The 25,864-nt window shown below is 66.6% G+C and carries 24 protein-coding genes and 1 tRNA gene; 11 read left to right on the forward strand and 14 right to left on the reverse strand.

Translation table 11 applies throughout. The features are described from left to right. Positions 1-211: 211 nt before the first annotated feature. Positions 212-287 (forward strand) — tRNA-Cys (locus tag ACNSN4_RS00005). Positions 288-388: 101 nt separating this feature from the next. Here the strand turns inward: ACNSN4_RS00005 and ACNSN4_RS00010 are convergent. Then, a complete protein-coding gene (locus ACNSN4_RS00010; protein WP_418283721.1) occupies positions 389-1,192 on the reverse strand; it encodes a DUF7839 domain-containing protein in 804 nt (267 codons plus the stop codon). 303 nt (positions 1,193-1,495) lie between these two features. Between ACNSN4_RS00010 and ACNSN4_RS00015 the strand changes: the two genes are divergently transcribed. Together ACNSN4_RS00015 and ACNSN4_RS00020 are read left to right on the forward strand one after the other, a co-directional pair. Further along, positions 1,496-2,338 carry a DUF8231 family protein gene (locus ACNSN4_RS00015; RefSeq protein ID WP_496923279.1) on the forward strand — a complete coding sequence of 281 codons (843 nt, stop codon included), beginning with the start codon at positions 1,496-1,498 and terminating at the stop codon, positions 2,336-2,338. Between the two features lie 132 nt (positions 2,339-2,470). Then, complete coding sequence (locus ACNSN4_RS00020) at positions 2,471-2,680, forward strand: hypothetical protein (RefSeq protein ID WP_418283722.1); 210 nt, start codon at positions 2,471-2,473, stop codon at positions 2,678-2,680. Positions 2,681-2,720: 40 nt separating this feature from the next. On the opposite strand, the gene ACNSN4_RS00025 is transcribed toward ACNSN4_RS00020, so the two are convergent. Next, positions 2,721-2,873 (reverse strand): hypothetical protein, encoded by a 153-nt coding sequence (locus tag ACNSN4_RS00025; protein WP_418283723.1) that lies wholly within the window; start codon positions 2,871-2,873, stop codon positions 2,721-2,723. A gap of 136 nt (positions 2,874-3,009) precedes the next feature. Between ACNSN4_RS00025 and ACNSN4_RS00030 the strand changes: the two genes are divergently transcribed. Further along, positions 3,010-3,624 carry a VOC family protein gene (locus ACNSN4_RS00030; RefSeq protein ID WP_418283724.1) on the forward strand — a complete coding sequence of 205 codons (615 nt, stop codon included), beginning with the start codon at positions 3,010-3,012 and terminating at the stop codon, positions 3,622-3,624. After that, positions 3,621-4,316 (forward strand): alpha/beta hydrolase, encoded by a 696-nt coding sequence (locus ACNSN4_RS00035; protein WP_418283725.1) that lies wholly within the window; start codon positions 3,621-3,623, stop codon positions 4,314-4,316. The genes ACNSN4_RS00030 and ACNSN4_RS00035 overlap by 4 nt, the downstream gene beginning before the upstream one ends. A gap of 7 nt (positions 4,317-4,323) precedes the next feature. Here the strand turns inward: ACNSN4_RS00035 and ACNSN4_RS00040 are convergent, their stop codons facing one another. The 4 genes from ACNSN4_RS00040 to ACNSN4_RS00055 are packed head-to-tail and all read right to left on the reverse strand — an operon-like array spanning position 4,324 to position 12,227. Next, positions 4,324-6,384: a SpoVR family protein gene (locus ACNSN4_RS00040; protein ID WP_418283726.1), complete on the reverse strand. Its 2,061-nt coding sequence runs from the start codon at positions 6,382-6,384 to the stop codon at positions 4,324-4,326. Continuing rightward, positions 6,381-7,763, reverse strand: coding sequence for a DUF444 family protein (locus ACNSN4_RS00045; RefSeq protein WP_418283727.1), 1,383 nt, complete (start codon positions 7,761-7,763; stop codon positions 6,381-6,383). The genes ACNSN4_RS00040 and ACNSN4_RS00045 overlap by 4 nt, the downstream gene beginning before the upstream one ends. After that, positions 7,754-10,150, reverse strand: a complete 2,397-nt coding sequence (locus tag ACNSN4_RS00050) for a PrkA family serine protein kinase (RefSeq protein WP_418283728.1) — start codon at positions 10,148-10,150, stop codon at positions 7,754-7,756. The genes ACNSN4_RS00045 and ACNSN4_RS00050 overlap by 10 nt, the downstream gene beginning before the upstream one ends. 1 nt (position 10,151) lies before the next feature. Then, positions 10,152-12,227: a PrkA family serine protein kinase gene (locus ACNSN4_RS00055; protein ID WP_418283729.1), complete on the reverse strand. Its 2,076-nt coding sequence runs from the start codon at positions 12,225-12,227 to the stop codon at positions 10,152-10,154. A 417-nt stretch (positions 12,228-12,644) separates the two neighbouring features. Here ACNSN4_RS00055 and ACNSN4_RS00060 point away from each other — a divergent pair, with 417 nt between their 5' ends. Next, on the forward strand, positions 12,645-13,337 hold the full coding sequence (locus tag ACNSN4_RS00060; protein ID WP_418283730.1) for a DUF1028 domain-containing protein: 693 nt from the start codon (positions 12,645-12,647) through the stop codon (positions 13,335-13,337). A gap of 86 nt (positions 13,338-13,423) precedes the next feature. On the opposite strand, the gene ACNSN4_RS00065 is transcribed toward ACNSN4_RS00060, so the two are convergent. Beyond that, on the reverse strand, positions 13,424-14,299 hold the full coding sequence (locus tag ACNSN4_RS00065) for an endonuclease/exonuclease/phosphatase family protein (RefSeq protein WP_418283731.1): 876 nt from the start codon (positions 14,297-14,299) through the stop codon (positions 13,424-13,426). A 409-nt stretch (positions 14,300-14,708) separates the two neighbouring features. Then, positions 14,709-15,191, reverse strand: a complete 483-nt coding sequence (locus ACNSN4_RS00070) for an RNA-binding protein (protein ID WP_418283732.1) — start codon at positions 15,189-15,191, stop codon at positions 14,709-14,711. 227 nt (positions 15,192-15,418) lie between these two features. Here ACNSN4_RS00070 and ACNSN4_RS00075 point away from each other — a divergent pair, with 227 nt between their 5' ends. The 4 genes from ACNSN4_RS00075 to ACNSN4_RS00090 all read left to right on the forward strand — a co-directional run bounded on the left by ACNSN4_RS00075 (position 15,419) and on the right by ACNSN4_RS00090 (position 19,038). After that, a complete protein-coding gene (locus tag ACNSN4_RS00075) occupies positions 15,419-16,030 on the forward strand; it encodes a 2Fe-2S iron-sulfur cluster-binding protein (protein WP_418283733.1) in 612 nt (203 codons plus the stop codon). Positions 16,031-16,133: 103 nt separating this feature from the next. Continuing rightward, positions 16,134-18,215: a cation:proton antiporter domain-containing protein gene (locus tag ACNSN4_RS00080; RefSeq protein WP_418283734.1), complete on the forward strand. Its 2,082-nt coding sequence runs from the start codon at positions 16,134-16,136 to the stop codon at positions 18,213-18,215. A 40-nt stretch (positions 18,216-18,255) separates the two neighbouring features. Continuing rightward, positions 18,256-18,582, forward strand: coding sequence for a hypothetical protein (locus tag ACNSN4_RS00085; protein WP_418283735.1), 327 nt, complete (start codon positions 18,256-18,258; stop codon positions 18,580-18,582). A 129-nt stretch (positions 18,583-18,711) separates the two neighbouring features. Continuing rightward, positions 18,712-19,038 carry a NifU family protein gene (locus ACNSN4_RS00090; RefSeq protein ID WP_418283736.1) on the forward strand — a complete coding sequence of 109 codons (327 nt, stop codon included), beginning with the start codon at positions 18,712-18,714 and terminating at the stop codon, positions 19,036-19,038. Between the two features lie 29 nt (positions 19,039-19,067). On the opposite strand, the gene ACNSN4_RS00095 is transcribed toward ACNSN4_RS00090, so the two are convergent. Beyond that, positions 19,068-20,531: a ribonuclease FAU-1 family protein gene (locus ACNSN4_RS00095; protein WP_418283737.1), complete on the reverse strand. Its 1,464-nt coding sequence runs from the start codon at positions 20,529-20,531 to the stop codon at positions 19,068-19,070. Next, positions 20,528-20,995, reverse strand: a complete 468-nt coding sequence (locus ACNSN4_RS00100) for a DUF7532 family protein (RefSeq protein WP_418283738.1) — start codon at positions 20,993-20,995, stop codon at positions 20,528-20,530. The genes ACNSN4_RS00095 and ACNSN4_RS00100 overlap by 4 nt, the downstream gene beginning before the upstream one ends. 106 nt (positions 20,996-21,101) lie before the next feature. Here ACNSN4_RS00100 and ACNSN4_RS00105 point away from each other — a divergent pair, with 106 nt between their 5' ends. Then, positions 21,102-22,112, forward strand: a complete 1,011-nt coding sequence (locus ACNSN4_RS00105) for a PrsW family intramembrane metalloprotease (protein ID WP_418283739.1) — start codon at positions 21,102-21,104, stop codon at positions 22,110-22,112. A gap of 45 nt (positions 22,113-22,157) precedes the next feature. Here the strand turns inward: ACNSN4_RS00105 and ACNSN4_RS00110 are convergent, their stop codons facing one another. The 4 genes from ACNSN4_RS00110 to ACNSN4_RS00125 form a co-directional block, all read right to left on the reverse strand. Then, a complete protein-coding gene (locus tag ACNSN4_RS00110) occupies positions 22,158-23,138 on the reverse strand; it encodes an ROK family protein (RefSeq protein ID WP_418283740.1) in 981 nt (326 codons plus the stop codon). A 110-nt stretch (positions 23,139-23,248) separates the two neighbouring features. Continuing rightward, positions 23,249-23,707, reverse strand: coding sequence for a universal stress protein (locus ACNSN4_RS00115; RefSeq protein WP_418283741.1), 459 nt, complete (start codon positions 23,705-23,707; stop codon positions 23,249-23,251). A 334-nt stretch (positions 23,708-24,041) separates the two neighbouring features. Next, complete coding sequence (locus tag ACNSN4_RS00120; protein ID WP_418283742.1) at positions 24,042-24,425, reverse strand: DUF5611 family protein; 384 nt, start codon at positions 24,423-24,425, stop codon at positions 24,042-24,044. 128 nt (positions 24,426-24,553) lie between these two features. Next, the gene (locus tag ACNSN4_RS00125) at positions 24,554-25,714 is read right to left on the reverse strand and encodes a DUF7093 family protein (RefSeq protein ID WP_418283743.1); all 1,161 of its coding nucleotides are present in this window, start codon (positions 25,712-25,714) and stop codon (positions 24,554-24,556) included. Positions 25,715-25,864: the final 150 nt, after the last annotated feature.

The raw sequence follows: 25,864 nt of genomic DNA on the forward strand, positions 1-25,864 counted from the left end.
AAGTTAAGCCCACCAGCGTACCGGGAAGTACTGGAGTGAGCGATCCTCTGGGAACCGCGGTTCGCCGCCTACCCATTCATACGGGGCGATTGCCCCACACAAGTTTTCAAGCCCACGGATACCGCGTCCGTGGGCTTGTCGTATTTATCGAGCGGGCGTTCCCATCGCGACCGCTAGGCTTAAACGCTCGACTGCGGTAAAATCGACACGCGCCAAGGTGGCAGAGTCTGGTCAGACGCAGCGGCCTGCAGAGCCGCCCAACGCCGGTTCAAATCCGGCCCTTGGCTCTCTTGTCTATCGATATCGGTAGTTCGAGCGAGGTCGCTCGTTTCACACGCACTGGCTGCCGGTTTGAGGCGAGCGTCGAACCGTGGCAGGCGATACGCCGCTATCGATCGATCGGGTCGAGGACCTCGTGTGGAATGTTTTCCTCGCGGAGTTTGGCGGTATGCTGCGGGAGCTGACCGGTTGCGACCACGAGACGGACAGCTAGTCCCCGGACTGCCGCCTCGGCGACTCCGTCGACCGTTCCGAATCGGATATCTGGTTGCCGGTCGCTCTGTGACACGAGCGCGTACGCTTCCGTTCCAGCGACAGCGAGAAGGCTCTCTGCGGGAAGATCCGCGGTAACCGCGGTCGGATCTGGCGACGCATCGTCGGTGACATCGGGGACTGGGACGACGGTGACGTACCCGGTCTCGTAATCGACGACGCCCTCGAAATCCGCAACGCCCACCGCTTCTCCGGCCTTTGCGGCGGTGACGGTAACTGCCGTCGCGGTTCCGCCTGCGGGAGTCGCGTGGAGGATTCCGTCTCGCATGATGAGCCCGACTTCGCGTCCTTCATCAACGTCGGTCACGGCGATCGCGGCGTCGACCTCGACGCTGCCAAGCACGTCGGAACTGACGCGGTCGAGATACGTTTGGAGGTCGTCGGTACGCGAGATCAGCCAATCGACGCCTTCCTTCGTTACTTCGTATCGCCCGCGACCGCCTTTCTTCACGTATCCGTGCTCAACGAGGTCTCTGACGTAATCGCTCACCGCCTGCGAGGTGACCCCGATCGCCTCAGCGATCTCGTGCTGGCTCACCGCCGGTTGCCGTGCGGCGATCTCGACCAACACCTGATAGCGCGTCGCGTCGCGCTTACTGTCGAGCACGTCTGGAGGGGTCTCTCCTTCAGGATCTGCCATTGGTTGCGGTTACGTCTCCACAATTAAAGTGCTATTGTACACCGTTCGCGTTCAGCCGCTGTATGGCCCGTTCAGCCTCTCCATTTTCAACTTCGCTTGCGATATACTCGGTAGCGTTGTCTCAAAGACGATTTTACTTGTCTACCACGCGGCTCGCGCTCGACCGATCCGTCGGTATCCAGTTGTCGGGGCGACTCATCGGCCGTAACGGGGCGGTCGGTCGGACGAGCGGACCGGATCGCTACCACTGTCAGAGAGACCGGCTTAGTAACCGTTATACACCGGGTGACCCACACTGAAACCATGCAACGACGCGCTGTGGCCGTGTACGTCGCGCTCTTCGTTCTCATCGCGGGTGCGGCGGGCGCCCTCACTGTGACGGCCGAGACTCCCGAGATATCGTTTGACAATCCGGACTTCGTGGTGTCTTCGGGTGACCAGATCGACGCGAACGGCGAGTCGTACACCGTCGCCGACATTACGGAGAGCGAGCCCGACGATGACGGCCAGACGACGATGAGCGCCGTCCTCGAACGCGAGGAAGAGGCGGAACTCTCCGAGACGTGGTCGAACGGAGACACTGTTGAGATCGACGACAACGAGTGGCGCGTGGAGATCGACGGCGACGAGCCGACGGCGTTCACTCTCGTCGAAGTATTTGACCGACAGGCCATCCTCGAAGCCGACGATACAGCGGATAACGAGACGATAGAGCGTGACGACGGTGAGTACGTCGCCGTCACCGACGAGAGCGGCGACACGACGCTCGTGCCCGCTGAGGAGTACTTCCCGGCACCCGACGAGCGCTCCTACGAGGCCGGTGATACGTTCGAGTATAACAACGAGACTGTTACCGTCGACGCGGTCACGGCAGACGGCGCGGTCGTCGTCTGGCAGGGCGTTCAGACCACGGCGGTCGAACTCGAGGAGGAGTCGACGGTCACGCTCGGCGGATCCGAATACGTCGCCCACTTCTCGGATGCGTCGACGCTCACGCTGTCCACCGATATCGAAGCCTACGAGGCACAGGCCGCAGAAATAGAGCAGTTTAACCAGTACACGAGCGGTCTGTTCCGTGTCGTTCTTCTGGGGATTCTCTCCACGGTGCTGCTCCTCGCGGTTGCGTTCGTTCCCACGCGATACTGAGATCCCCTCGCTGCGGAACCAGTGTCTTTTCCGCGTGATGCGGTCCTCAGTCGGAGTGCGGCCGCAAAACGCCCCGTTTCTCCCGCGGCTTTCGACCGACAAGCTATATCTCCCGGGTCCGTTTCGGACGATATGACCTCGACAGGCGAAAAAGTCCGTCAGCTTGCCCCACACTGGGGTGTAATGTTCGTCGCGATGTTCGTCGCGTTGGCCGTCGTCCAGCGGTTCGTCGGTGAGCTCGGCTTTCTCGCGTCGATGGTACTCGTGTTGGCCGTCGCGTTCGTCTACCCGTTTGTCGTTCGTGCGCTCGGGGTCGCCCCACCGGTCTGGCAGCGGTCGTAGGCGTGGTTCGGAACGGGTCGTGTCAGCAGGCTCTCGGCGATCAGTTCGTTTCTTCGGCGGCTTCGTCGAACCGACTCATGAGTGCGCGCCCGTAGGTACTAACGCCGATGCCGAGCACGAACGCGATGATCGCGGAGACGGCGATCCAAAGGGTGCTCGGGTGTTCGAGGCCTGAGTGAAGCAGTATCTCCATGCCACTTGGTTCCCGTTCGGTCGATTAAACGGTTCGCTTCTCGTCGCCTCTCGCTGGCCGTCTCGATAACACCGATGTCAGCCGGTCACCCGGAGGTCCCTTTCCGTTTTATTGGCGCCCGTCTCGTAGGAGTGGTATGAGCGACGATCACGCGGCTCCGGTCACTCCGGAGCGCCCGGACGCACCGTTCCACACGACCGGCACCGACCACATCACGGTCTGGGGGAGCAACGAGGCCGACACGATCGCCTTCTACCGCGACCTCCTCGGCATGCCGCTCGTCTTACGCCAGCCGAACCTCGACGACCCCTCGCAGACCCACCTCTTCTTCGACACCGGCGACGGCCGGATCTTGACGTTCTTCGTGAGCGACGACCGCCCGTCCGCTCGCGGCCAGCGTCCCGGAACTGGAGCGGTTCACCACCTCTGTTTCAGCGTGAACCCCGACGAGTACGAGGATATCATGCGCGCGCTGGAGGAGGCCGGTAAAGGGTACAACGTCTTCGACCGCGGCATCTTCCACTCGATTTACACCCGGGACAACAACGGGCTCGTCATCGAGCTCTCCTCGGACAAGTACGACATTCCGCATGACCGCAAGGGTGAGGTGCTCGCGACTGCTCAGCGGCTTCGCGAAGAGGACGGCGCGGACTTCGCGCAGGACCGTCACATGGAGGCGGCCCTGGAGGAGCTCGGACTTCCGGTCGACAAATACGATCTGCCCGACGCCGACGCGGGTGTGGGGGTATGAGCCGTCGATCGCCACACGGTGGGGACGACCCCCACGGCGACGAGCCGCTCGTCACCGACGGGACCGCGGTCGCTGAGGCGGACGCCGCGCTGGTGTTGGTCCACGGTCGGGGCGCGACCGCCCGGAGCGTGCTTCAACTCGGCGCTCGACTCGGCGGCGATCGCGACATCGCATTGCTTGGACCGCAGGCGGCGGCTAACACCTGGTACCCGAACTCCTTTCTCTCGCCCGTCTCGGACAACGAGCCCGGTCGGAGTTCGGGCCTACGCGCGGTCGACCGCGCGGTCGAGACGGCGACCGACGCCGGGATCGACGCGGAGAGCGTGCTCGTGGGCGGGTTCTCGCAGGGCGCCTGCCTCGCCAGCGAGTTCGTCGCTCGAAATCCCACGCGGTACGGCGGCCTCGCGGTCTTCAGCGGTGGCCTGATCGGCGAGTCGGTCGCAGTTGACGACTACGTCGACGGCGCGGTCGCGGCTGGCAACGAGACGCCAGCTGACGCGCTTGACGGTGCCCCTGTGTTCCTCGGATGCAGCGACGTCGACCCGCACATTCCGGAAGAGCGCGTCCACGAGACGGCCGCGGTGTTGGAGGCGCTCGGGGCCGACGTCGACACCCGGATCTACGAGGGGATGGGTCACGGGATCAACGACGACGAGATCGAGGCGGTTTCGTCGGTCGTCGCGGGCCTATAGGGCTCACTCACGCCAGCCAATCGTCGGGCTTCGTGTCGTAATCCACCTCGTCGGCCGCGATCTGTGCTTCGATCGACGGGTCGAGTTCGTGTTCCGTTACCTCGCCGCCGTCGTACTGGAACCGGACGCCGACTTCCTCGCCTTCCGGCTCGCGTCCCCGCCGCTTGGCGCGTCGAACCGCCTCCTCGGAGTACTCGACGCGTATCGTCGCGAGGCTCACTGGCCGACCCCATAGTTCGAAAACGCGTTCCAAGGTCGCTTTCGCAGACGTCTCATCAAGCGCAACGCCGTTGTACCGGTGGCCCAACAGGAGTTCGCCGCGGTTTCGGAAGTTCCCGTCGAGCACGACGATCGTCGGCTTCCCGAAGTTCGTGAACCGCAAGAGGAGCTTCCGACGGACGTCATCGGCGTCGACGCTGGCGACCCGATACTCCTCGGCCGCGCGGCTGTACTCGTAAGTGAAGTAGTTCCCCTCGCGCACGAACTCGTCGGTGAGGAACGCGTCGATGAACGTCACGTCGTTGTGGCTCTCGCGCACCTCGAACAGCCGCTCCCAGCCCGCGGTCCGATCCACGTCGGCGACCGCGTCCTCGACGCTCTCGTACCGGTCGAAATCGAACATGTAGCGGGCACGTTCGCTCAGCCTCTCGCGGGAGACGTTCCGGAGGGCGCCGCGGTGCTCCGGGCGCGCGAGTACGTAGTGGCGCTCGGCGAGCCCCTCGTACGTGAGCAGCTTCCACGGGTAGCGCTCGATGTCGGGAGCGTCGTCGGACTCCGTGTCGTCTCCGTCTCGCGCCGACAGCGCTCGATCGACCGTCTCCGCGTCGACCCGCGGGTCGCCAGCGGCGGCGAGCTCGGCGAGCTCGTCGAGGGTCGTCGGTCCCGCACCAGCGATGGCGGGGTGCGGTTCCAACGCCTCGGCGACCGCGTCGAGGTCGATCAGCGAGTGGAAGCTCTCCGGCGTCACTCCCTCGACGCGGAGCAGCTTGTCGATCACGTCCCGTCGGGCCGCCCCGAGTTCGACGTGAGTCCACAGCTCGAATCCGAGCTTGTAGGGGTTGAGCCCGGGCGAGCCGAGCACCCGCGACATGTGGTCGGCGTAGGTCAGAAACTCGTCGGGGCCGGCGAACCCCTCGCCGCCCATCATGATCGACTCCCAGTAGGTGGCCCACCCCTCGTTGAGCACCTTCGTCTGTTTCTGTCCGGCGAAGTAGTACGCCTCCTCGCGGACCGCGTCGATCACCGTCGTCTCCCACGGTTCGCGGTCGATCGCCTTTCCGCTCTCATCGTCGTGCCGCTTCCCGTGATCGCGCAGGAACGCGAGCACGTCGGGACGCGGCTCCGCCGGCTCGACGCCGTCGGCGCTGGCTTCGAGCCACTCGTCGTCGAACACGTCTCGACGGATCTCCGCGGAGAGGTCGAGCTCGTCGATCCGCGCTTCGATCGCGGCGATCGCGTCCTCGGTATCGTCGTCGACATCGGCGGTGATCCCGGTATCGTCGGCGGACCGGGCGGCGTCGACCGGGTTGTGCTGGTCGATCGTGTCCTCCAGCGTGGAGACGGCGTCGATCAGCCGCTCGACCGTGTCGCGGTCGACGTCCGGCCGATCCATGATCGCGGCGATCCGATCGGCGTTGCGTTCCAACCGCGCCGCGGCGTTCGGCCCGTCCTCGCCGCGGTCGGCGTACAGCCCGAACCAACGGTTGTTCGCGAAGAAATCGGCGTGCGCCTCCACGTGGGTGATGACGGCCTTCTGGTCGGCGAGCGTGTTCGACTCTTGGAGAAACGCGTGGCTCGGATCGTCGTTGTTGACGATCTCGAACGCCTTCCCGAGACCGTGGCGGTCCGTTTTCTGTTGGCGCTCGTAGTTCATCCCCCACCGCCAGTGCGGGTAGCGTCGCTGGAATCCGCCGTAGGCGATCAGTTCGTTCATCTCGTCGTGGTCGACCACCCAATACCGCACGGGGTACGGCTTCAGCCCGAGTCGCTCGGCGAGGTCCCGCGCCTCTCGAGCCGGCTCGTCGAGCGACTCCGCCTCGCGTTTCGCCTCCACGCGGTCGTCTCTCATCGCCGATCACCGCCGTCGGTTCGACCGGCCGACCGGCTGTCGACGGTCGCGTCACGGGCTTCCGCCTCGGTGCTGAGGATCTCGTAGATCGCGTCGGTGACGTCGGCGGGCTCCGACACGCGCGCGACGGCGACGTCGTCCGCGTCGCCGAACGCCTTCTCCACCTCGTCGGCGTGACGGGCGCTCGCCGCCGTGCCGCCGGGCTGGGTCTCGACGTACGCGTGGAGGTTCGCGTCGATCGACTCCATCAGGGGGATCACCGACTGCGTCGTATCGCTGCCGGCGTTCTCGGAGTCGCCGGCGGCGAACACGTATCGGTTCCACTCGCTGAAGGGGTACTCCTCCAATATCTCTTCGACGAGCTCGTACGCGCTGGAGATCCGGGTGCCGCCGCCGGACTGAATCCCGAAGAACTCGGCGCGGTCGACCTCCCACGCCTCCGCGTCGTGGACGACGTACCGGAACTCGGCGGCGTCGTACTTGCCGGTCAGATACCAGTCGAGGGGCGTGAACACCCGCTCGACGAGCTCGCGTTTCGTCTCGCGCATCGACCCGGAGGCGTCGCGGACGTTGACGACGACGACGTTGCGCTCGCGTTTCTCGATCACCTCGGGGTGTCGGTACCGCTCGTCCTCGCGGCGGAACGGGACGCTGTCGATCCCCTCTCGTCGGATCCGGTGGCTCACGGGTTCGATGTCGACCTCCGCTTCGAGCGCGTCGAAGCTCTCCCACCGGTCGAGCGCCGTCACCGGTTCGTCGTGCTCCTCGGCGACGGTCGCGGCCGCGTCGGCGATCCACGCCCGGGAGACGGGGATCCCCTGCTCGCGCGCCCACGCGAACACGTCGTCCACGTCCGCGTCGGCGACGAACAACCCCTCTCGGACGTACGCGTCGTCGAAGTCGGTCGCGAGGTGTCGCTTCAGTCCGCGTTTGAAGAACTCGTCGACGTCGAGCGTGCCCTTCGGGCCGGCGCGGGCGGTGTCGGCGAACTCCCCTTCGACTTCCTCGACCACGCGTTTCCCCTTCGGCTCCAGATCGAGCCCGAGCGCCTCGTCGAGCTCGCGGGCGAACTCTTCGGGATCCATCTCGTAGTACTCGTGGTCGCCGCCCTCCTCGCCGGGCTCGCCGTCCTCGTCGCCCTCGCCGGGTTCCGGGTCCACGGGCTGCCCGGGCTGCGGCCGTCCGCCCTGTCCCTGCCCGACGCCGCCAGCTTCGCGCCGGTCGTACTCGAACGCGGGGAGGTCGACGATCTTGATCGGGATGCGGACGCGGTCGGGATCGGAGCCGCCGAGGTCGCCGTGAGCGATGAACTCCGAGAGGTCCTCGCGGCGCTTCTCGCCGATCGCTCTGAACCGCTCGCGGTCCTCGGTCAGTCCCACGAGGGACCGCCCCCGTTCCTGTCGTCGCCGCCGTCGCGGCTCCGCTCGCCGTCGTCCCCGTCGACGTCGAGCACCGTCCACTCGTCGCGGGCGTCGCGCATGACCGCGCGAGTCGTCAGCTCCGCGGACGCGCGGCCGTATCCGCGGTCGACGAGCCGGTCGATCGCCTCCGATTTCACGCGCGCCGTCTCCGTGTCCGCCGGCGGGTCGGCCCACTCGTTCGGATCCAGCTCGGGGAACCGCCGTTTCAGGTCCGCGAGGTCGTTCGCGTCGAGGACCGCCCGGAGCTCCGGAATCTCGTCGAGATCGACGTCGTCGACGCTGAACTCGTCGCCGCGATTCCGCCAGGCGTACCGAGTGAGCGCGCGGATCACGCGCTCCCGACGAAACTCGGCGACGGTCTCCGACGGCGCGGTCCCGCGGTAGTCGCGACCGTCGAACCGACCGAGCGTCTCCGTTTCGAACACCTTCATCGCGAGCGCATCGGGCTCCTCGGGGCCGCGCTCCGTCTCGACGGGCTCGTCGGCGTCCCACGCGTACACGTGCTCGACGTACTCCGCGACGGTCTCCGTCGAGACGGTCGCCTCCGCGAGGGCCGCGTCGATCACGTCGGCCCGCTGCCGCTCCCGGATGCGCTCCGCGACCGGAGCCCTCCGGCTCTCGAACTCGGCGACCTCCGAGCGCGAGAACACGGGAGCGTCCGCCAGCCCCTCGGCCATCGCGTCGAGCACGTCCGTCGGGGTTACCACGCGCTCGACGGGGAGATCGGGGTGGCTTCGGTCGGCATCGCTCCCGAGTAACTCCGCGATGACATCGCGCGTGTACGTGACCGGAATCCCGTTTTGACCGTCGCCGTCGCCGATCTCGACGTCGTCGATAGCGATTCGTTCCTCGCCGTCGCCGCCGGACGCCTCTCGGTGGATTTCGCCCGCTTCGTACAGCTCCGCCTTCTCCACGAGGTCGATCCCTGCCGGGAGGTCGTCGGCGTCGAGTCGCGTCACGACCGCGTACAGCGCGGCCGCGCCGATCGCGTGGGGCGCGAGCTCGCGCTCCGTCACGGTTCCGTCCCCGCCACGGACGTCGACGGTGAGTGCGGCATCGGTTCGCCGGTGGTGGTCCGCGGACGCCTCGACGCCGTCGACCGTCGGCGTTCCGGTCACGCCGCCGACCTCGCGTCGGAGCAGTTCCGCCTCCAGCCGGCGGTTCGTGAGGTATCGGAACTGGTGACGCGTGAGCCGCCGTTTCAGTGCCTTCAGGGGGTCCGCGCCCTCGCGCTCGGCGTGACGGTCGAGTTCGGCGTCGAGGTCGGGGTTCGAGATGATTATCAGCTGCGTGTCCAGATCCATCCCGATCCCCTTGTCGAGTTTCACCCGACTCTCGTCCGGGATGTTGAGCAGCCGACGGAGGAGGTCGGCGTGCTGACTGGCGTCCTCGACGACGGTCGCGACGCCGTTTCCCTGCGAGAGCACGCCGTCGTAGCTGAACGCCTGCGGGTTCTTTCGCCCGCGGGAGTCGAGCTCGCGGAGCATGCCGCCCATCCACGAGCCGACGAGCCGCTCCTTGGGGCTCCCGTCGTCCTCGGCGTGGAGCACGCCGATCCCCTCGCCGACGTCGACGACGTAGCTCGTCACGCGGAGGTGGCTCCGGTCCGTGATCGCCGAGAACAGGTCTCGTCGCCCCTCGTCGCGGTACGCCGATTCGAGGTGGTCGTACGCCTCGCGGCTGAACGGATCGAGGTCGACGTCGGCCGCGATCGGGTAGGCGTCATCGGCGACGGCGTCGGCGATGGACTCCCGGACGTCGGCGGGAAACACGGACAGCGGTGCGCTCTGAACGGGACTGCGGTACCAGGCCGAGGCGTCGCCGCCGCTGCCGTACGAGAGCGACCGCCCGCCACTGCTGCCAAGCCCGGTACCGGCGCCGGTGACGTTCCACTCGACGGTGTACCGTCGCCCGGCCTCCGTCTTCGAGAACTCGCGGAGACCGTTGATCAGGCACCGCTTGAACTCCGATTTCCCGGTCGCCGTCGGCCCGTCGATCCAGACGATGGTCTCGTCGTTGCCGCGGCCCGCCGCGGCGGCCCGGAGGTCGTCAACGAACGCGTTGAGCGCGGCGGTGTTCCCTAACACGGCGTGTTCGCCGTCGTTGAACGGGTCGTCGAAGAAGCGGTACCGCTCCAATCGCTCTCCGCGCTCGCGGACCTCGCGGGTCCCCTGCGACTCGATGGCGGCGAGCACGTATCGGGCGCCCGAGGCCGCAGCGAGCGGGGTCTCCAACACGCGGTCGACGTACTCGTCGAGTCCCATCGGCGGGTCGTACGCGCCCCGGAGGGTCTCGTCGGCGTCGCGAACGAAGTCGTCGCCGTCTGTGCGGGTTCGTTCGGTCATCTCAGTCCCCACCGCCCTCGATTTCCGAACGGGCGACGGCGGCGCCCGCGTACTCCAGGACCTCCGCGGCGCCGTCCTCGGAGTAGCCGCGGTCGACGAGAGCGTCGACCCAGCTGCTCCGTTCCTCGTCGTCGAGGTCGGTCGCCGAGACCAGCGCGGAGAAGTTGATGTTGTGTTTCTTGTCCTCCCAGAGCTTGCGTTCGAGCGCGCGGCGGAGGCGATCGTTCTCCTGCGGGTCGAACCCGCGACCCTCGCGGGCCCGGCGGGAGATCCAGTTCGACACCTCCTGACGGAAGTCGTCCTTGCGGTCGGACGGGACGTCGAGCTGCTCTTCGACGGCGCGCATGAACGTCTCGTCCGGCTCCGTCTCGCGGCCGGTGAGCTCGTCGTCGACGGTGGCGTCGTCGATGTACGCCATCACGTGGTCCATGTACTTTTCTCCCTGTCGACGGAGTTCGTCGACGTCGTACGCCAGCGCGTGACGCACGTCCTCGATGGCGCGTTCGCGGTACTCCTCGCGGACGGTCTCCAAGAGGCGCTCGTAGCGAGAGAGGTCGTCCTCGGCGATCGAGCCGTGACCGCCGAGGTTCGCCTCGAAGTGGTCGAACACCGACAGCGGCGAGAGGTACCCCCGGTCGCGGTGGGTGGCGTCCATGATCGCCTCGGCGATCTCGTCGCCGATGAAGCGGGCGGAGACGCCGTCCATCCCCTCGCCGATGTCGGCGGACTCGGCGGCGTCCGTCCGGAGCTTCCGGCGGTCGATCTCCTCGTCTTCCATCTCGCCGTTGTACACCTTCGCCTTGTCGAGCAGGCTCACGGTCTCGTCTGTCGGCTCCTCCAGTCGGGTGAGCACGCCGAAGAGCCCGGCCATCTCGAGGGCGTGCGGCTCGACGTGGACGTTGGGTACGTCGGCGTTGTCGAGCATCTTGCCGTAGATCTTCGCCTCGCTCTCGTACTCCAACACGTACGGATAGTCGATCCGCTTGGTGCGGTCGTTGAACGCCTCCATCTTCTCGTCGCCGGTCTTCTCGCGGTACTCCGGCATGTTCGTCCGGCCGACGATCACCTGATCGATGTCGATCCGCGGGTTGTTCTTCGGCTTGATCGTGGACTCCTGAGAGGCGTGGAGGAAGTCGTAGAGGAACTCCCGCTGCAGTTTGAGCAGTTCCTCGCCGGAGAACAGCCCGCGGTTCGCGTTACAGAACGCGCCGGCGTAATCGAACGCGCGCGGGTCGGACTCGCCGTACACCGCGAGCTTCGCGTAGTTGACGTCGCCGGTGAGCTCCGTCTCGTCCTGATTCTTCTTGTCTTTCGGCTCGAACGTTTCGATGCATTCCCGCCGGTTCTCGTCGGCGACGAGTCGGACGATCTCGACGTGTTCGTCGAGCACTCGCCGGAGGTCGTCGTCGTAGTGGGCCAGCAGCTCGTTGAGGTAGAACTCCGAGGCCGGGTCCGGGTGTTGGTCGTTTCGGAGGGTGTACGGGGCGTCGAGTCGCTCGTTGAGGTCGTCGAGGACGGCCTCCCGCTGCGGGCGCGGGAGGAGCACGAGCGGGTCCTGGCTCATCGGCGAGCGCACGGTGTCGTCGCCGGGGTCTTGGTCGCCGATCACCGAACAGAGGTTGACCCAGCGGAAGGTGTACATCCGCCCGGACTCCTCGCGGGTGTACGCCTCGAAGTAGCGTCGAACCAGCCAGTCGAAGTGGGATTTCCCCGAGCCGACGGGTCCGAGCAGGAGCTTGATCCGTTTTTCCGGGCCGAGTCCGCGGGCACCGGATTTCACCTTGTTGACGAACTCGTGAATCGCTTCGTGGATCTCACGGCCGTAGAACACGTTCTCGCCGTCGTGGAGGGGATCGTCGGCGGCGAGCGCGTACTCCACGACGCCGCGCTCCTCGTCGTACCGGGTGCCGTAGTGGTCGAACATATCGGCGACCCGCTGGTGGGCGTTGCGCGCGATGCGGGGGTCCTCGTACAGCGCGTCGAGGTACCAGTCGAACGAACGGGACTCTCGTAGGTCGTCCGGGACGTTCGTCCGGTACTCCTCGCTGAGCCGTTCGAGCGTGTGTCGGTCTGACATTGTATCTCGTCTCTGGTCGCTCGGACGGGCGGCGATCCGCTGTTGAGTACCCCCCGACGCGCGGCGGCACGGCTCTGCGTGCCTGAGACGACGGCTCATCGAGCCGCGAACGCCGCTGTCGTCGAGGGCGACCCGCGGTGGATCGCCGTTCGCCCGTAACCGAGGCTATATGTATGGGAGGGATTGGCACGCATAAGTGTGTCGCCCGTTGGCACCACCCATGAAACTACTACCGTCTCCGGTGCCAGCGGTTTGGCTCCCCTTAGCGGCCGTAACTGCGCTCATCTCGGCTCCCCGTTTGTCTCCACGGCGATGTGGGTCTCCCACACGAACCGACGTGTCGTCGGAACGCGGCTGAAACCGGAAACGTCGCCCCCGGAACGTACCCTTTTGCGGCCGCCGCGCCGACCCCCGAGTGTGACGTTCAGCATCTGCGTTCGCGAGCGATACACCGACGACGACGGCGACGACCAGATACGATACGGCGTGGCGGTGACCACGCGGCTGCCGGGCGTCGGGACGCTGTGTCCGTTCGCGTCGGACAACGGCGCGGTAGCGACACAGTCGCTCGTCAACGTCGATCTCGGACGGAAAGGGATCGAATACCTCGACGACGGGCTCGCCGTTGAAGACGCGCTGGAAGCGCTGTTGAACGCCGACGACGGGAAGCCCCAACGGCAGCTCCACGGCGTCGACGCCGACGGCACCTTCGCCTTCTCCGGCGAGGAGTGTAACGACTGGTACGGCCACACGGTCGGCGAGAACTACACCGTCGCCGGGAACCTGCTGACCGGCGAAGACGTGATCGACGACACCGCCGCGGCCTACGAGTCGGACGCTCACGGCGACGCTCCGCTCGCTGAGCGACTGATCGACGCGCTGGCCGCGGGACACGAGGCCGGCGGCGACAAGCGAGAGGACCTCGAAGTCCAGTCCGCGGCGCTGCTGGTGCGGACGACCGACGGTGACGAGACCGAGGACCCCTACTACGACGACCTCCGCGTCGACGCCACCGAGACGCCGATCGCGGACCTCAGAGAGACGTACGAGACGGCGAAGCGCGGCTACGAGACGGTCCTGGAGAAGTACGCGGACGAGAGCGAGGAGTAGAGCGGTCTCCGGGGACCCCCGAGAGCGTCTTGGAGCGTCTTCTGCGTTTTATAACGTCTTCTGCGTCTCATAGCGTCTTCGGCGTCTCATACGTCCAGCCGCGCGAGGATCGGCAGGTGGTCGGAGGGGTACCGCCCGCGGTCGTCGCGGTCGGTGAGCGTCGCGAACGCCTCGACGTCGACGCCTGCAGAGACGAGCGCGTGGTCGATCCGCCGCCCGTCGATCAGGTGCACGAAGTCGGTGAGGCTCGTCTTCGGACCGTGCCGGAGGACAGCGTTCTCGGCCGCGCCGTGGAGCGCGAGTCGGTCGTCGCCGGTCGGATCCTTCGGATCCGCCTCCGGATCGTCACCGAGGAGGATCCGATGCGGCTCCGACCCCGACGTACAGTTGAAATCGCCGACGAGAACGACGGGTAGAGGGGGATTCGACTCACCCGTCGCCCCGTCGGCTAGTTTCGGGAGTCGCTCGCGCAGGAGCCGGGCCGACTCGCGCCGGGCGCGGGCACTCACGTGGTCGAAGTGCGTGTTGACGACGAGTAGCTCCTGACGAGGATTGCCGCCGTCGGTTCGCGCGTCGTCGCCGTCGTCGGGGGCCACCCGAACCCGCGCCCATGTCGCGATCCGCGGATGGGCCGCGTCCCAGTCGCTTGACGGCTCTGCGGGCGTCTCCGAGAGCCAGAAGGTGTCGTCATCGACGACCTTCCAGCGGTCGGTACGGACCGCGATCGGGCATCCTTCGCCGTCGCCCCCGGGGTTACGGCCGCGGCCGACGAACTCGTAGCCCGGCAGTCGCTCGCGGAGGTCGCTGCGCTGCTCGGGAAGCGGCTCCTGAAACGCGGCGACGTCCGGGCGGTGAAAGCGGACGAGTCGGCCGACGGCGTCGCGCCGGTCGTGCCACGCGTCGTGGTGGTCGTCGCGGCTGGCGTAGCGGACGTTGTAGCTTAACACCCGAATCGCGGTCATTGTCGAGGGAATCGCGGGCGAGGCGATTAAAAGGCGCGGAGCGATCGCGAGTACGGCGGGTTCGTCGTTGATGCTCCGCTCGTTCGCTTATAAATAGCGTTCGACGGGTCGACGGTGACCAGTTCCAAAGCCCCAGTCGCTCGATTATACCTGACTCCTGGAGACTCTGCAGTGACGCCTCACGACGAGGACTCTGATTCCCTCTCCGCACCTTACACCGTCCCGCCTCGTCGGATCGGCGCGTGCACGCGCCGATCCGACTCCAGCGAGGGACCGGAGGCCTCTCTGGCAGCCAGCGGCTTCGCCGCCGGTGACCTCGGGGGCGGGTCGCGCCCGCCGCACCGTTCTCTTATAAATAGTCGTCGTCGCTGCCGTCCGACTATTTATATACACTCTCTCACTCGCTCGCTTATCCCGAAAACTCGTACAGCTCGTCGCCGACGTGGTGGATCGACTCGACGACCTTCCCGCTGTCACCGACCATCTCGTCGCCGTCGACCAGCGCGCGACCGACCGCGAGCACCTTGCCGTGGGTCTCCTCCGCGATCACGACCAGGTCGCCCCCGCGGATGGCCGAATCCGCTTCGACGATACCGGGGCGCATCACGTCGGCGCCGTCGGAGACGAACGAGATGGCGCCCGCGTCGACAGTCACGATCCCCATCTTGGGTTCGTAGTCGTTCGCGCCGCGGACGGTGAGGAACGGCTCGTCGTCGTCGACGTAAAAGACGGCGGGCTCGCCGTCGACCAGAACGAGCTCGTAGTTCGCGTTGACGAACTCGACGAGCTCGAAGGTGTCGCCGTCGATGTCGACGCCGAGGTGGTCGCCGACCGCCTCGCGGATCGTCTTGATATCGTCGCTTCGGAGGTGGTGCCGGGATTTCACGTCCATGGTCGCTTACTCGACCGCTCGGCCGATAAATGGTCCGTCTCCGTCACCCGGGCGCGCGGTCGCCGCTGGGGCTGCCGCCCGTCGCTCGGAGTCCCGGTCGCCGCTGGGACCGTTTCTGTCGCCAGAGATCGCGGCCGCCACCGCGGTTGCTCGCGTGCCGCCCGTCGGCCTCTCATGGGGTTGGACCGATCAAAACGACCTTAAGCAACCTCTTCATATCCGTTCGTATGCTCAACCCACTGGCGATCGCGCTCACGGCGATCGTGAACCCGCTCGCGATCGTGCTCGCAGCGATCGCGACGTTGACCATCGTCCTCGTCAGCTCGCTGAAGGGGACCGGGTGGGAGTCGACCACCGACATCTCCGACGAAGTGCTCGAAAAGCGCGCGGCTGCGGTCCCCGAGACCGACTTCCCCGAACCCGGCAACCGGGCGGTCGGCGGCGGTGGCGGCGGCGGTGCGATCCCGGCCGGCGGCGAGGGCGGAGAGGGCGAGTTGGAAGACGGAAGCACGGCGAGCGCCGGCCCCGCCGACATTCCCGAAGACGAGGTCGAGTACTTCGACGTCGAGTTCGTCAAGCAGGGCGAGACGATCGAACTCGCCAACAACGAGCCGATCCTCGATCAGGGCGAAGACGAGGGATGGGACCTCCCGTACGCCTGTCGTCAGGGGCAGTGCGTCTCCTGCGCCGGACACATCACCGACGGTCCGTCCGAGGACTTCGTCGAGCACGACAACCAGCAGATGCTCGAAGCGGCGGAACTCGAAGACGGATACACCCTGACCTGCGTCGCGTACCCCCGCGACTCCTTCAGCATCGAGACGGGCGAAGCGCCCTGAGCGGCATCACCTTCGAGCGCGGCGTTTTACCGCTGTCCGCTCGGTCGTCTGACTGAACGCTTCGTCGCGTCCACGCTCTCACACTCCTCCGCACCTACAACTCGTGACGTACCACTTCCTGCCTTCCTCCGAATTACCCCTTACGGCCGGAGTCCCGCCGCTTCCGATCGAGGAGCCGGTGATCGTCTTCGCGCTTGCGCTGACGACGTTTCTCGTCGCTCCGATGCTCATTGAGCGGGCTGGTCTTCCCGGTATCGTCGGTATCGTCCTCGTCGGCACGGCGATCGGGCCTAACGGTCTCGGCGTGTTAGCCGAAACGGATGCGATCGTCCTCCTCGGTAACGTCGGGCTGGTGTACCTCCTGTTCACCGTTGGACTCGAACTCGATCTTCGGGGGTTTCTCGCCGCGCCCGAGAATGCGGCCCTGTTCGGACTAACGAGCTTCTTCCTTCCGTTTGGTGTCGGCTCGCTCGTCGGCGTCTACGTTCTCGGACTAGACCAGTGGGCGGCGTTTCTGCTCGCCGCGGTGTTTTCGTCACACACGCTGCTCGCCTATCCCGTCGTTAACCGCCTCGACGTCACGAAAAACCGCGCGGTGACCGCTGTCTTCGGTGGTATCCTCTTTACCGATACGCTCGCGTTGGTCGTGCTCGCGATCGTCTTGGGACAGGCCGACGGTGCGCTGACGCTCCTGCTGTTCGGACAGGTGTTCGCGTCGATCGTCGTTCTGTTCGCGGGCGTCTGGCTTCTCCTTCCGCCGGTCGCGCGGTGGTTCTTCCAAAACACGAGCCAAGAGAGCTACTTCGAATTCCTGCTCGTCGCGGCTGCAATCTTCGCGGCGGCGAGCTTCGCGGAGGTGCTCGGCCTCTCGGATATTCTCGGGGCGTTCGTCGCCGGTATCGCGCTGAACCGCCTCGTCTCGCGCGGCGGCACGCTGATGAACCGCATCGAGTTCGTGGGGAACGCGCTGTTCATCCCCTTCTTTTTACTGTACGTCGGAATGCTCGTCGACCCCGGCGTCCTGATCGACGGGTTTCGAACGCTGTTCGTCGCGGGTGTCATCATCGGCACGATGATCGCGACGAAGGTGGCTGCCGCTGGTCTCGTCTCGGCGATCCAGGGATACGACCGAAACGAGTTCGGTGTACTCACGGGGCTTTCCGTCGGTCAGGCGGCGGCCGCGCTGGCGATCACGCTCGTCGGCTTCGACGCGGGACTGTTCGGTGCCGACGTGCTCAACGCCGTCGTCGTGATGATGCTCGCTGCGGCCGTTCTCAGTCCGTGGCTCACCGAGCGATACGGGACGCGCCTCGCGCTCGGAGAAGACGTCGAGCCAGCCGATACCGACGAGTTCGATCCGCGGATTCTGTTGCCGTTGTCGACCAACGCGGACCGTCAGCGCCCGCTGATCGAACTGGCGTTCGCGCTCAAAGACGACATGGCTGAGAGCCCTATTCACCTTCTGACCGTCGTGCAGCCCCGCGGCTCCGGCGACGAAGCGGCCCTCGCCGATGCGGAAGCGCGGCTCGATGAGGCTGCCGTGTTCGCGGACGCGGCTGAGGTCCCGGTTCGGTCTGAGACTCGCGTGAACCACAGTATCGCGTCGGGCGTCGTCAGAGCGAGCACCGAAACCCGCGCGGACGTGATCGTGATGGGGTGGGACGCCGAGCAGTCGCTCAGCAACCGCGTCTTCGGGAGCATCATCGACCGCGTCCTCCGCCGAACGAGCGCTCCCGTTCTCATCTCGCGGCTCGGTCATCCCCTCAACACGACCGAGCGGATTTTCGTCGTCGCGCCGCCGGGTATCGACCACCACGAGGGGTTCTACGAGGCCGTTCACATCGTCAAGCGACTGGCCGACCGACTCGGTGCCGAGCTTCACGTGTACGCGGTCGTCGACAACCCTCGGCAGTACGAACGCCTGTTTAGCATGGTCGACCCGGAGCTTACGGGCCGCTTCGAGGGCGTCGACTCGTGGTCGGCGCTGTCTGCGACGCTTCGGAACGAGACGGCGTCAGACGACCTCGTCGTGCCGATTTCACCTCGGCGAGGGAGCGTCGGCTGGGACCCGGCGCTCACGTCGCTCCCCAGGGAACTCGCGGAGCTTCCGCCACACTCGTTCATCATCGTGACGCCGCGCCAGGGCGAGACGGGGTATGACACACGATTCCTCACAATCGAGTGAGCCGCGACACGCTTTTTCCCCACTCGTTCCAACATCGGTCATGTCTCTCGTCACCGCGGTCGGGACTGCAGCGGCAGTCGGGACCGTCGCGCTCCTCTCGATGCTTATCTATCGCGACGCGACCCGAGTCGGCGTCGACCTCGGTACGCCGGCCTCGTGGGCCGTCCTCGTCGCGGTCACCGGCGGACTGGCCGTCTTCACCCGTGTCATCGTTCCTGATGCCCCGTTGCCGGGCGTACTCGTGATCGCGGTGCTTGGTCCCCTCCTCTATCTACTCGAACGCGACGACTCGATGCACGGCGACGACCCCGCCGACCCGACCAGACTGCCGAGCGAGTCGGAATCCGTCGACGACCGCGACGAGTGACCGGGCGCGAAACCGCTTCCAGTTCCTTCGCTCGGCTCTCTGCGGAACGACGATGATATAGTTCGTTTCGTCGCCCCAGTGTGCTCGCAAACCGCAAGCTTCCATATGCTCGGGTGCCAACGGTCGACAATGAGCGACGAGAGCCTCGCCGAGCGAGTCGAACAGTGGATGGTCGGGCAGATGCCCATCATCCAGATGCACGGCGGCACGAGCGTCGTCCGCGAGGCCGACGCGGAGACCGGCGAGGTCGTCGTCGAGCTCGGTGGTACCTGCTCCGGCTGCGGTATCTCGAACATCACTGCCGACAACATCCGCCGCGACCTGATCATGGACTTCGAAGACGTGACCAACGTGACGGTCCGGACCGCCTCCTCCGGCGATCAGGGCGCGTCCACCGTTGAGGGCGGTCGCGGCGGCGAGCTCAAACACGAAACCGAGGCCGCGAACCACTTCTGAGAGGGTCGACCCTTCCGCGGATATCCGCCTCACAGCGCCTTCTCTAGCGCGGACGCAACGCTCCGGGCTTTCTCCGCCAGCTTTTCTGCGGTGTGTCCCGCCGCGACCGACTCGTCGAGGATAGTGTCGTCGACTCGCTCGACGCGTCCGTCCGCGTGTTTGATCACGTCGACGTGGAGGTCGACGTAGCGGGCAGCGTCAGGGAACACCTCGACCGGCGTGCAGACGTTGACGTAGGTCCCTCGAACCGTGCCGTCCGCGCCCCGATAGGTCGTCGGGTACCACCAGCGACCCTCCTTCAGGCTCGTCTCCGCGACGTCGCCGGGCCCGCGCGGGACGTCAAGCCCGTCGTACGTCCCGCCGCTCGTCATCTCGCGCTCGACGGTGACCGACCCGTCGGCCGTGACGTCGGTGACCGTCCCTTCACCGAGGCTGAAACACCGGCCGTCGGGCTTCCCGTGATCGATGCGAAGCGCGTCTCCCACCATCGGACCGAACGCGTCGGTCACGACGCCGAAGGGGAACGCGGCGTCCGGGTCGGGGGCGCACAGCGCCTCGGCGAGATCGACGCCGGTGGACGCGTCGCTCGAACCCGCCTTCACCCGGTGATGTCCCGGCATCGTCGCCGTGACCGCTCGTCGCCGGTCGTCGAGCCCGAACCGGCTCTCGCGTCCGAACCAAACCCATACTCCGGCGTTCGGCGTCGCGAGCGGCTCGTCTCGGATGGCGTCTGCGTCGTCGAGAGCGCCGACGAGGTTCGCGGCGTTCCCCGCCGCTCCGTCCAGGACCGAACCGAGCCCTTCGACGGCCTCGGCGGCCCGGCGTAATCCCGATTCCAATGCGCCTCGATCGGCGTCGAGCGCCGGGGGCTGCCACATCGCACGCCATCCCTCCGGCGGCTCGAGGCCGAGCAGATCGACCATCCCCGCGAGCTCCCGAGCGGCCTCGTCGTCGCGGACGTCGACGCGGGTTCCCGATCCCGGTTCGAGCGCGACGAGGCCCCCGCCGACGCACAGCTCTCCAGACACCTCGGGACGCCGGTCCCCCCACGGGGCGGCGGACTCGCGGACCTGGACGCGGACCGCGTCGCCCGTCTCGACGCGCGCGTCGATGCTCCCGTACGGAAGGTATCCCTCGCTCGACCCGTCGCGAGTGCGGAGCGAGACGACGGCACCCCCGCCCAGGGTCTCGGTCACCTCACCGTCGAGAATCGACCCCGGGGGTGTGGTGTCGGCCCACGCCAGCGCGTCGATTCCCACGTCGTGCAGGCGTTCGCAGACGTCGGACACCGTATCCGGGTCGCCGCTCGCGCCGACGCCCTGTCTGTCCGCGCTCGTCGACACCCGGACGTCGGGGACCGAGTTCTCGAACGCCTCGTCGTCGAATCGCCGGCGGATCGGATCGGAGGCGTCGACGACCTCGTGGCCGGCGTCGACGAACAGCTCGGTGAGGGCCGTGGCGTAGATGCCACGGACGCGGATGTTTCCGGTCATAGCTCGTCGCGCTCGCGGGCGAAGCGGACGCGGTCGTGAACCGTCGGCCCGAGCGAGAGCTCGACCAGAACGGGCCGGTCTCCGTTCGCACTCTCCGCACTGTTACCGTCCGCACTGTCGCCGTCTCTGCCATCGTTGTCCGCCGATCCGGCTGTGTCTGCCTCCGAGCGCAACACCCGACCGTCCTCGACGGCGACCCCCCAGCCGTCGAGCGAGAGGTACCCGCGGAGGTCGCCGCCGTGGGTGAACAGGTCGACGTCGGCGCTCGCGTGTTCCTGTACCTCGGCCGTGCTGTGAGCCAGATCCATGTCGGAGTAGTAGGTCCCGTCGGCACCGAAGAACGCTCGCAGCCGATCGGCGTCCGCGGCGACGAGTCCGGCGACGCGATCCGAAGCCGTGGCGATCGCGTCCGCGTCGAGCCCCGCCTCGCGGAGCGCCCGTTGGGTCCGTGCGTCGAAGTGCATACCTTCCCTTCGAGCGCCGCCGTTTCAACTCCATCGGCTCGCGCCGTCGGGGGTCCTTGCGACCACGCGGCCACGGCTTAAGTCACCTCGGGCCGAACGCCACGACATGCCATCCCGGTCGGATCCCGTCGAATCCCGCGCTGACGACGACCGCGACCTCTACGACATCGCCACGTGGGAGGAGCGCACCTCGTTGGACGGGCTCTCTGTCGCGCTGTACTGGCTCATCACTCGATCGGCGAAGGCGTTCGTCGTGCTCGTCGCGCTCGCGGGTCTCCTGCTCATTCTCGGGTCGTTCGGGCTCGGACTCGTCTTCGACCGGACGGTCGCGATGCTCGTCGGGCTGTCGGCGATTCCGGCACTCGGTCTCACCGCGTACGTGTACGTCTCCGACGTGACGACGGGCGAACCGCTCTCACTGCTCGTCGCGACGTTTCTGCTCTCGATTCTGACAGCGACGTTCGCGGCGGTCCTCAACAGCCTCGCGCAGCCGTACTTCGAACCGCTCGGCTTCCTCGGGATCGTCCTCTTCTTCTTCGTGATCGTCGGTCCCGTCGAGGAAACGGTGAAGCTGCTCGCGGTTCGGCTGTACGCGTACACCGACGACCGGTTCGACGCGGTGATCGACGGCGCGGTGTACGGCGCCATCGCCGGGCTCGGATTCGTCGTCATCGAGAACCTCGTGTACATCGTCCAAACCGTCGAAATAGAGGAGCTGACGTTCGGTGTCTCCGCGCTGGCGGCGGGCGATGGTATCGCCGCGATCCGGGCGCTGGCCGGGCCCGGCCACGTCATCTACTCGGCGTTCGCGGGGTACTACCTCGGGCTCGCGAAGTTCAACCCCGAACACCGCGGGCCGATCATTATCAAAGGACTCGTCATCGCCGCCGCGATCCACGCGCTGTACAACACGCTCGTCGGTCCGGTTACGACCCTCGCCTCGGCGCTTACCGGCCTGCCTCGGATCGCCTCGCTGTTCCTGTTTGTCGTCGTGTTTCAGGGCGCGTTCGGGTACGTCCTCCTCCGGAAGATATGGCGGTACCGCGACGCGTACCTCGACACGCGTGACGCGGCCGATCCGGCCGTGGAGCCGGAGCTCACCGAGTTCGAGGATTGACGGGCTCTGCCGTTTCGAGACCGCTCTCTTTTGAGACCGTTCCGCTTACTTCGGGGGCGCCTCTGCCCGCGAGCGGTCGCCCGTGCCGCCCGTGAGCGCGCTCGCGAGCGCGCCCTTAACGACGACCTCGTCGCCGAGCTCGGTGAGCCGGACCTCGGGAACGTTGATAAACACCATGTCCGCGAGCTTCTCGCGGACCGGATCGAGCACGCGTTCGGGGTTATTCAGGGCGACGGCTCCGCCGACGCTCACGACGAGCGGAGCGTACGCGTGGATGACGTTCGCGATCCCCATCGCGTTCCAGTGCGCTAGCTGGTCTATCACGTGGTCGGCGAAGGTGTCCTCCCCGGCCGCCTCGAACACGTCGATCGCGGAGAAGTCGGGGTCCTCGATCGGGAGCGACGTCTCGATCGGGTCCTCCTCGTGGAGTTCGCGGGCGTATTTCGGGACGTTGTTGCCCGAGCAGTATCCCTCCCAGTGGCCGTCGAGCCCGCAGCCACAGGTCATGAATCCGTGTGGGTCGACAGTCATGTGGCCGACCTCGCCGGCGTTGCCGTCCCACCCGGAGAGCACGTTGCCGTCGACGGCGACCCCGGCGCCGATCCCGGAGGAAATGGTGAGGTACACCATGTCGTCCGGATTGCGTTCGGAGTGGAACCGCTCGCCGATGACGCCCGCGATGGTGTCGTTGTGGAGGTGGACCTCGTCGGTGTTCAAAAGCTGCGAGACCGGCCCGACGAGCGGAATTCGCTCGACGGTGTCCGGGAGATTCGCCGGGCCCTGCACGACGCCCGCGGCGAGGTCGAGTGGGCCGATCGAGCCGATTCCCGCGGCGACGACTGTGGTGGGATCGACTCCCGCGTCCGCGCACGCGCCGCGGATGACGCTCAGCACGGCCTCGGTCACCGCGATCCCGTTCGGGCCGCGGGGAGTCCCCTTCGAGTCCGTACCGAGCACAGTCGCGGTCTCGTCGCCGACGACCGCTCGGACGTTCGTCGCCCCGAGGTCGACGCCCACGTAGTACATCGGGTAAACGGGCGAACCGGTGTCACTTAAGCGGGACGCTTTCGGCGACTTCCCGGACACGTCGTCTCTGTGTCGCTGGACGTGTCGTCTTTATACGGTCGTCTGCAGCGTCAGGCCGCCACTTCACGCACGAAGGTCACCGGGCACGGCGCCGAGAGCATGACGTCTTGCGCGACGCTGCCGAACACGGCCTTTCCGGTGGGCGAGCGCCGTCGACCGCCGACGACGATGCGGTCGGCGCTGATAGATTCAGCCGTCGCGACAACCTCGTCCGCGAGTTCGCCGACTGCGCCGCGGATGGTGTAGTTGACGCCGGCATCGTCGAGCGCCTTCGCGAGGTTCCGGATCGTGGTGTGTCGCGTCGCAACCGCGTCGGGCGTCGATCCCTCGCTCGACGCGTCCACGCCGAGTTGCGACCGGACGCCGTCGAACTCGTCGTCGGTGAACACGTGAGTCAACACGACCTCCGCGCCGGCGGGCTTGGCGATCGCGATCGCCTCCTCTGCGAGCTGTTCGGTTCGCTTCTCGTCTTCCGTTCCGACTGCCAGTAGTACTGTCTCGATGCTCATACACCTACTTGGTCCCGGATCCTCTTAAACCCTCTGAATTATTAACTCGAATCTGAATTAATTCTCATCCGATCGATCCTGACGTTCAACCGCGTGGCGGTACAGGCTCCAGAAAATCGATTATCGGCACTTAGACCGGTTACGGAGGTGCGAGGAGAAAGCCCCGTCTTTTAGCATGGGGAGGATGTCACGCTTCTGTGAAAGCCGCTCGCTGACCGGCTCAGGCACAGCTGCTCGCCGCCTTCGATCCGCCGCCTTCGATCCGCTGCGCTCGATCGGTGAGCATACGCGACCGTAACGCGTGAGCGACGAATCAGCGCTCCGCAAAAACGAGTCAGTAGTCGGGGGCGTCGTCCTCGACTTCGCGCTTCAGGGACTCGCGTCGCGACTTCGCGTCGCGGCCGGTCGCTTCCAGCAGGAACTCGTTTTTCGCGTCGACCGCGTCGGCGGCGGCGTCGGCGTTCCCTTCGGCGATGACGTCCTCGGCGGGGCGCTCCTCGAAGTGAACGGCGAGCTTGTCCTTTTTACTCCCGTACTTCGTGGCACCGGCGACGATGCGGTCGAACACCGGATTGTCGGGCTCGGAGACCACGTACAGCTCGTGTCCCTTCCACTCCTCCGTGCCTGAGACCTCACCGAAGTACTCCTCGATAGATCCTTTCAGGTCGGGCATGCGGTCCTCCAGATGCTCGCCGCGTCGCATCTTGTACTCCTTCATGTCGCCACCGTTCGACAGGGGTGCGTAAACCAGTTTCGTCACGGGCTCTCCGTGGTGCTGACCCGCATCTGCCACTCTCGGTCCGGTGGGCCGACTCGATGGGCTCCCGAGGCCGAGTCCGGCGGCTGTCAGCGAGGTCGTTCGGAGACGTACCCGCGCTTGCACTCCGGACAGATGTCGCCCGCGCGCATGGAGTTGCCCGCGGCGGAGCGGGTCATCTCGCACTCCGGGCAGTAGTACTCGGTCGTCACGTCCGACATCGACCGCGTGAGAGCCGGGCTCTCGCCGTGGGTGATCTCAACGCCCTCGTCTCTCCCTGTGTCGGTCCCGCCAGCCTCACCGACGTCCGCGTCGCTCTCGCTTGCGGCGCCGTCCCTCCCGCTCCCGGTCGACCACGCGTTTTCGACCCTCTCGTCGCTTCCGTCGGTCCCCTCGACGAACTCGGGGTCCCCGTCGACCGCAGCGTCATCGACTTCCGGCGTGAGGCCTCCGCCGAACTCGACACCTCCGGCTCCGTCTCCGTTGGTGACTTCGGCGCTGTACCCCTCGTCTTCGCCCGCCTGTTCCGGCCACGGAGTCGGTTCCGACCCCGGGGCCTCCTCCTCGTCGACCTCGGGCCACGCACCCCGCTCGCGGTCCTCGTCGGTCGTCTCCGATTCGTCGAGGATCACACCGTCGTCGGTCTCGGCGCGCTCTTCGGGGTTCGCCGCCTGATCCGCGGTCTCGACGTCCGGATACTCTTCGTAGTCGCCGCCGAGTCCCCCGTCGTCTGCGCTCTCATCTGTGCTCTCGTCGAGCAACTCGGCGTCCTCGTTCGCCGAAGCCGCTGCCGGATCCGTGTCGCCGCTGCCGTCGTCGCTACTGTTGTCGTCGATGTTTCCGCCCTCAGCGCTGGCGGTCGCGTCTACCGGTTCGTCGTCGAGAATGATGGCGTCGTCGGCAGTCGCGTCGTCGACGGTGGCGTCGTCGACGGTGGCGTCCCCGGCCTCGACGTCGCCCGTGCCAGCAGTCGCGTCCGCGGTTTGATCGTCGACCGTGGGGCCGCGTTCGTCGTCGATGGTGAGGCCGCGTTCGTCGTCGCCGTCGTCGGCGCCGATGGCTGTCGCCTCGTCGGCCAGCTGCTCCATCGTCGTGACCTCGGTGTTCTCGCTGACGATCTGCGTCTCGCCGCAACGAGCGCAGGTCTTCACCTCGGTGACGGTCGTGACGACCTCGCTCCCGTCCTCCTCGCGCTCGCGCTGTAGTTCGGGCTCGTCGAAGTCGTGCCCGAGCAGACACCTGAGTCCCATTATGCTTCTCCTGCGGTGCCGAGGGTAAAAAAACGCCCCGTCCGGCGTCTGACGTCCGACGCACGATATCGAGTCCGGGTGCAGAGTCCCCGGTGTCGACGCGGGCCGTATCGAGATACACCCAGACCGTCGGCGACCCAGACTCTTTGT

The sequence above is a fragment of the Halorubrum marinum genome (assembly GCF_048381195.1).
Classification (GTDB): domain Archaea; phylum Halobacteriota; class Halobacteria; order Halobacteriales; family Haloferacaceae; genus Halorubrum.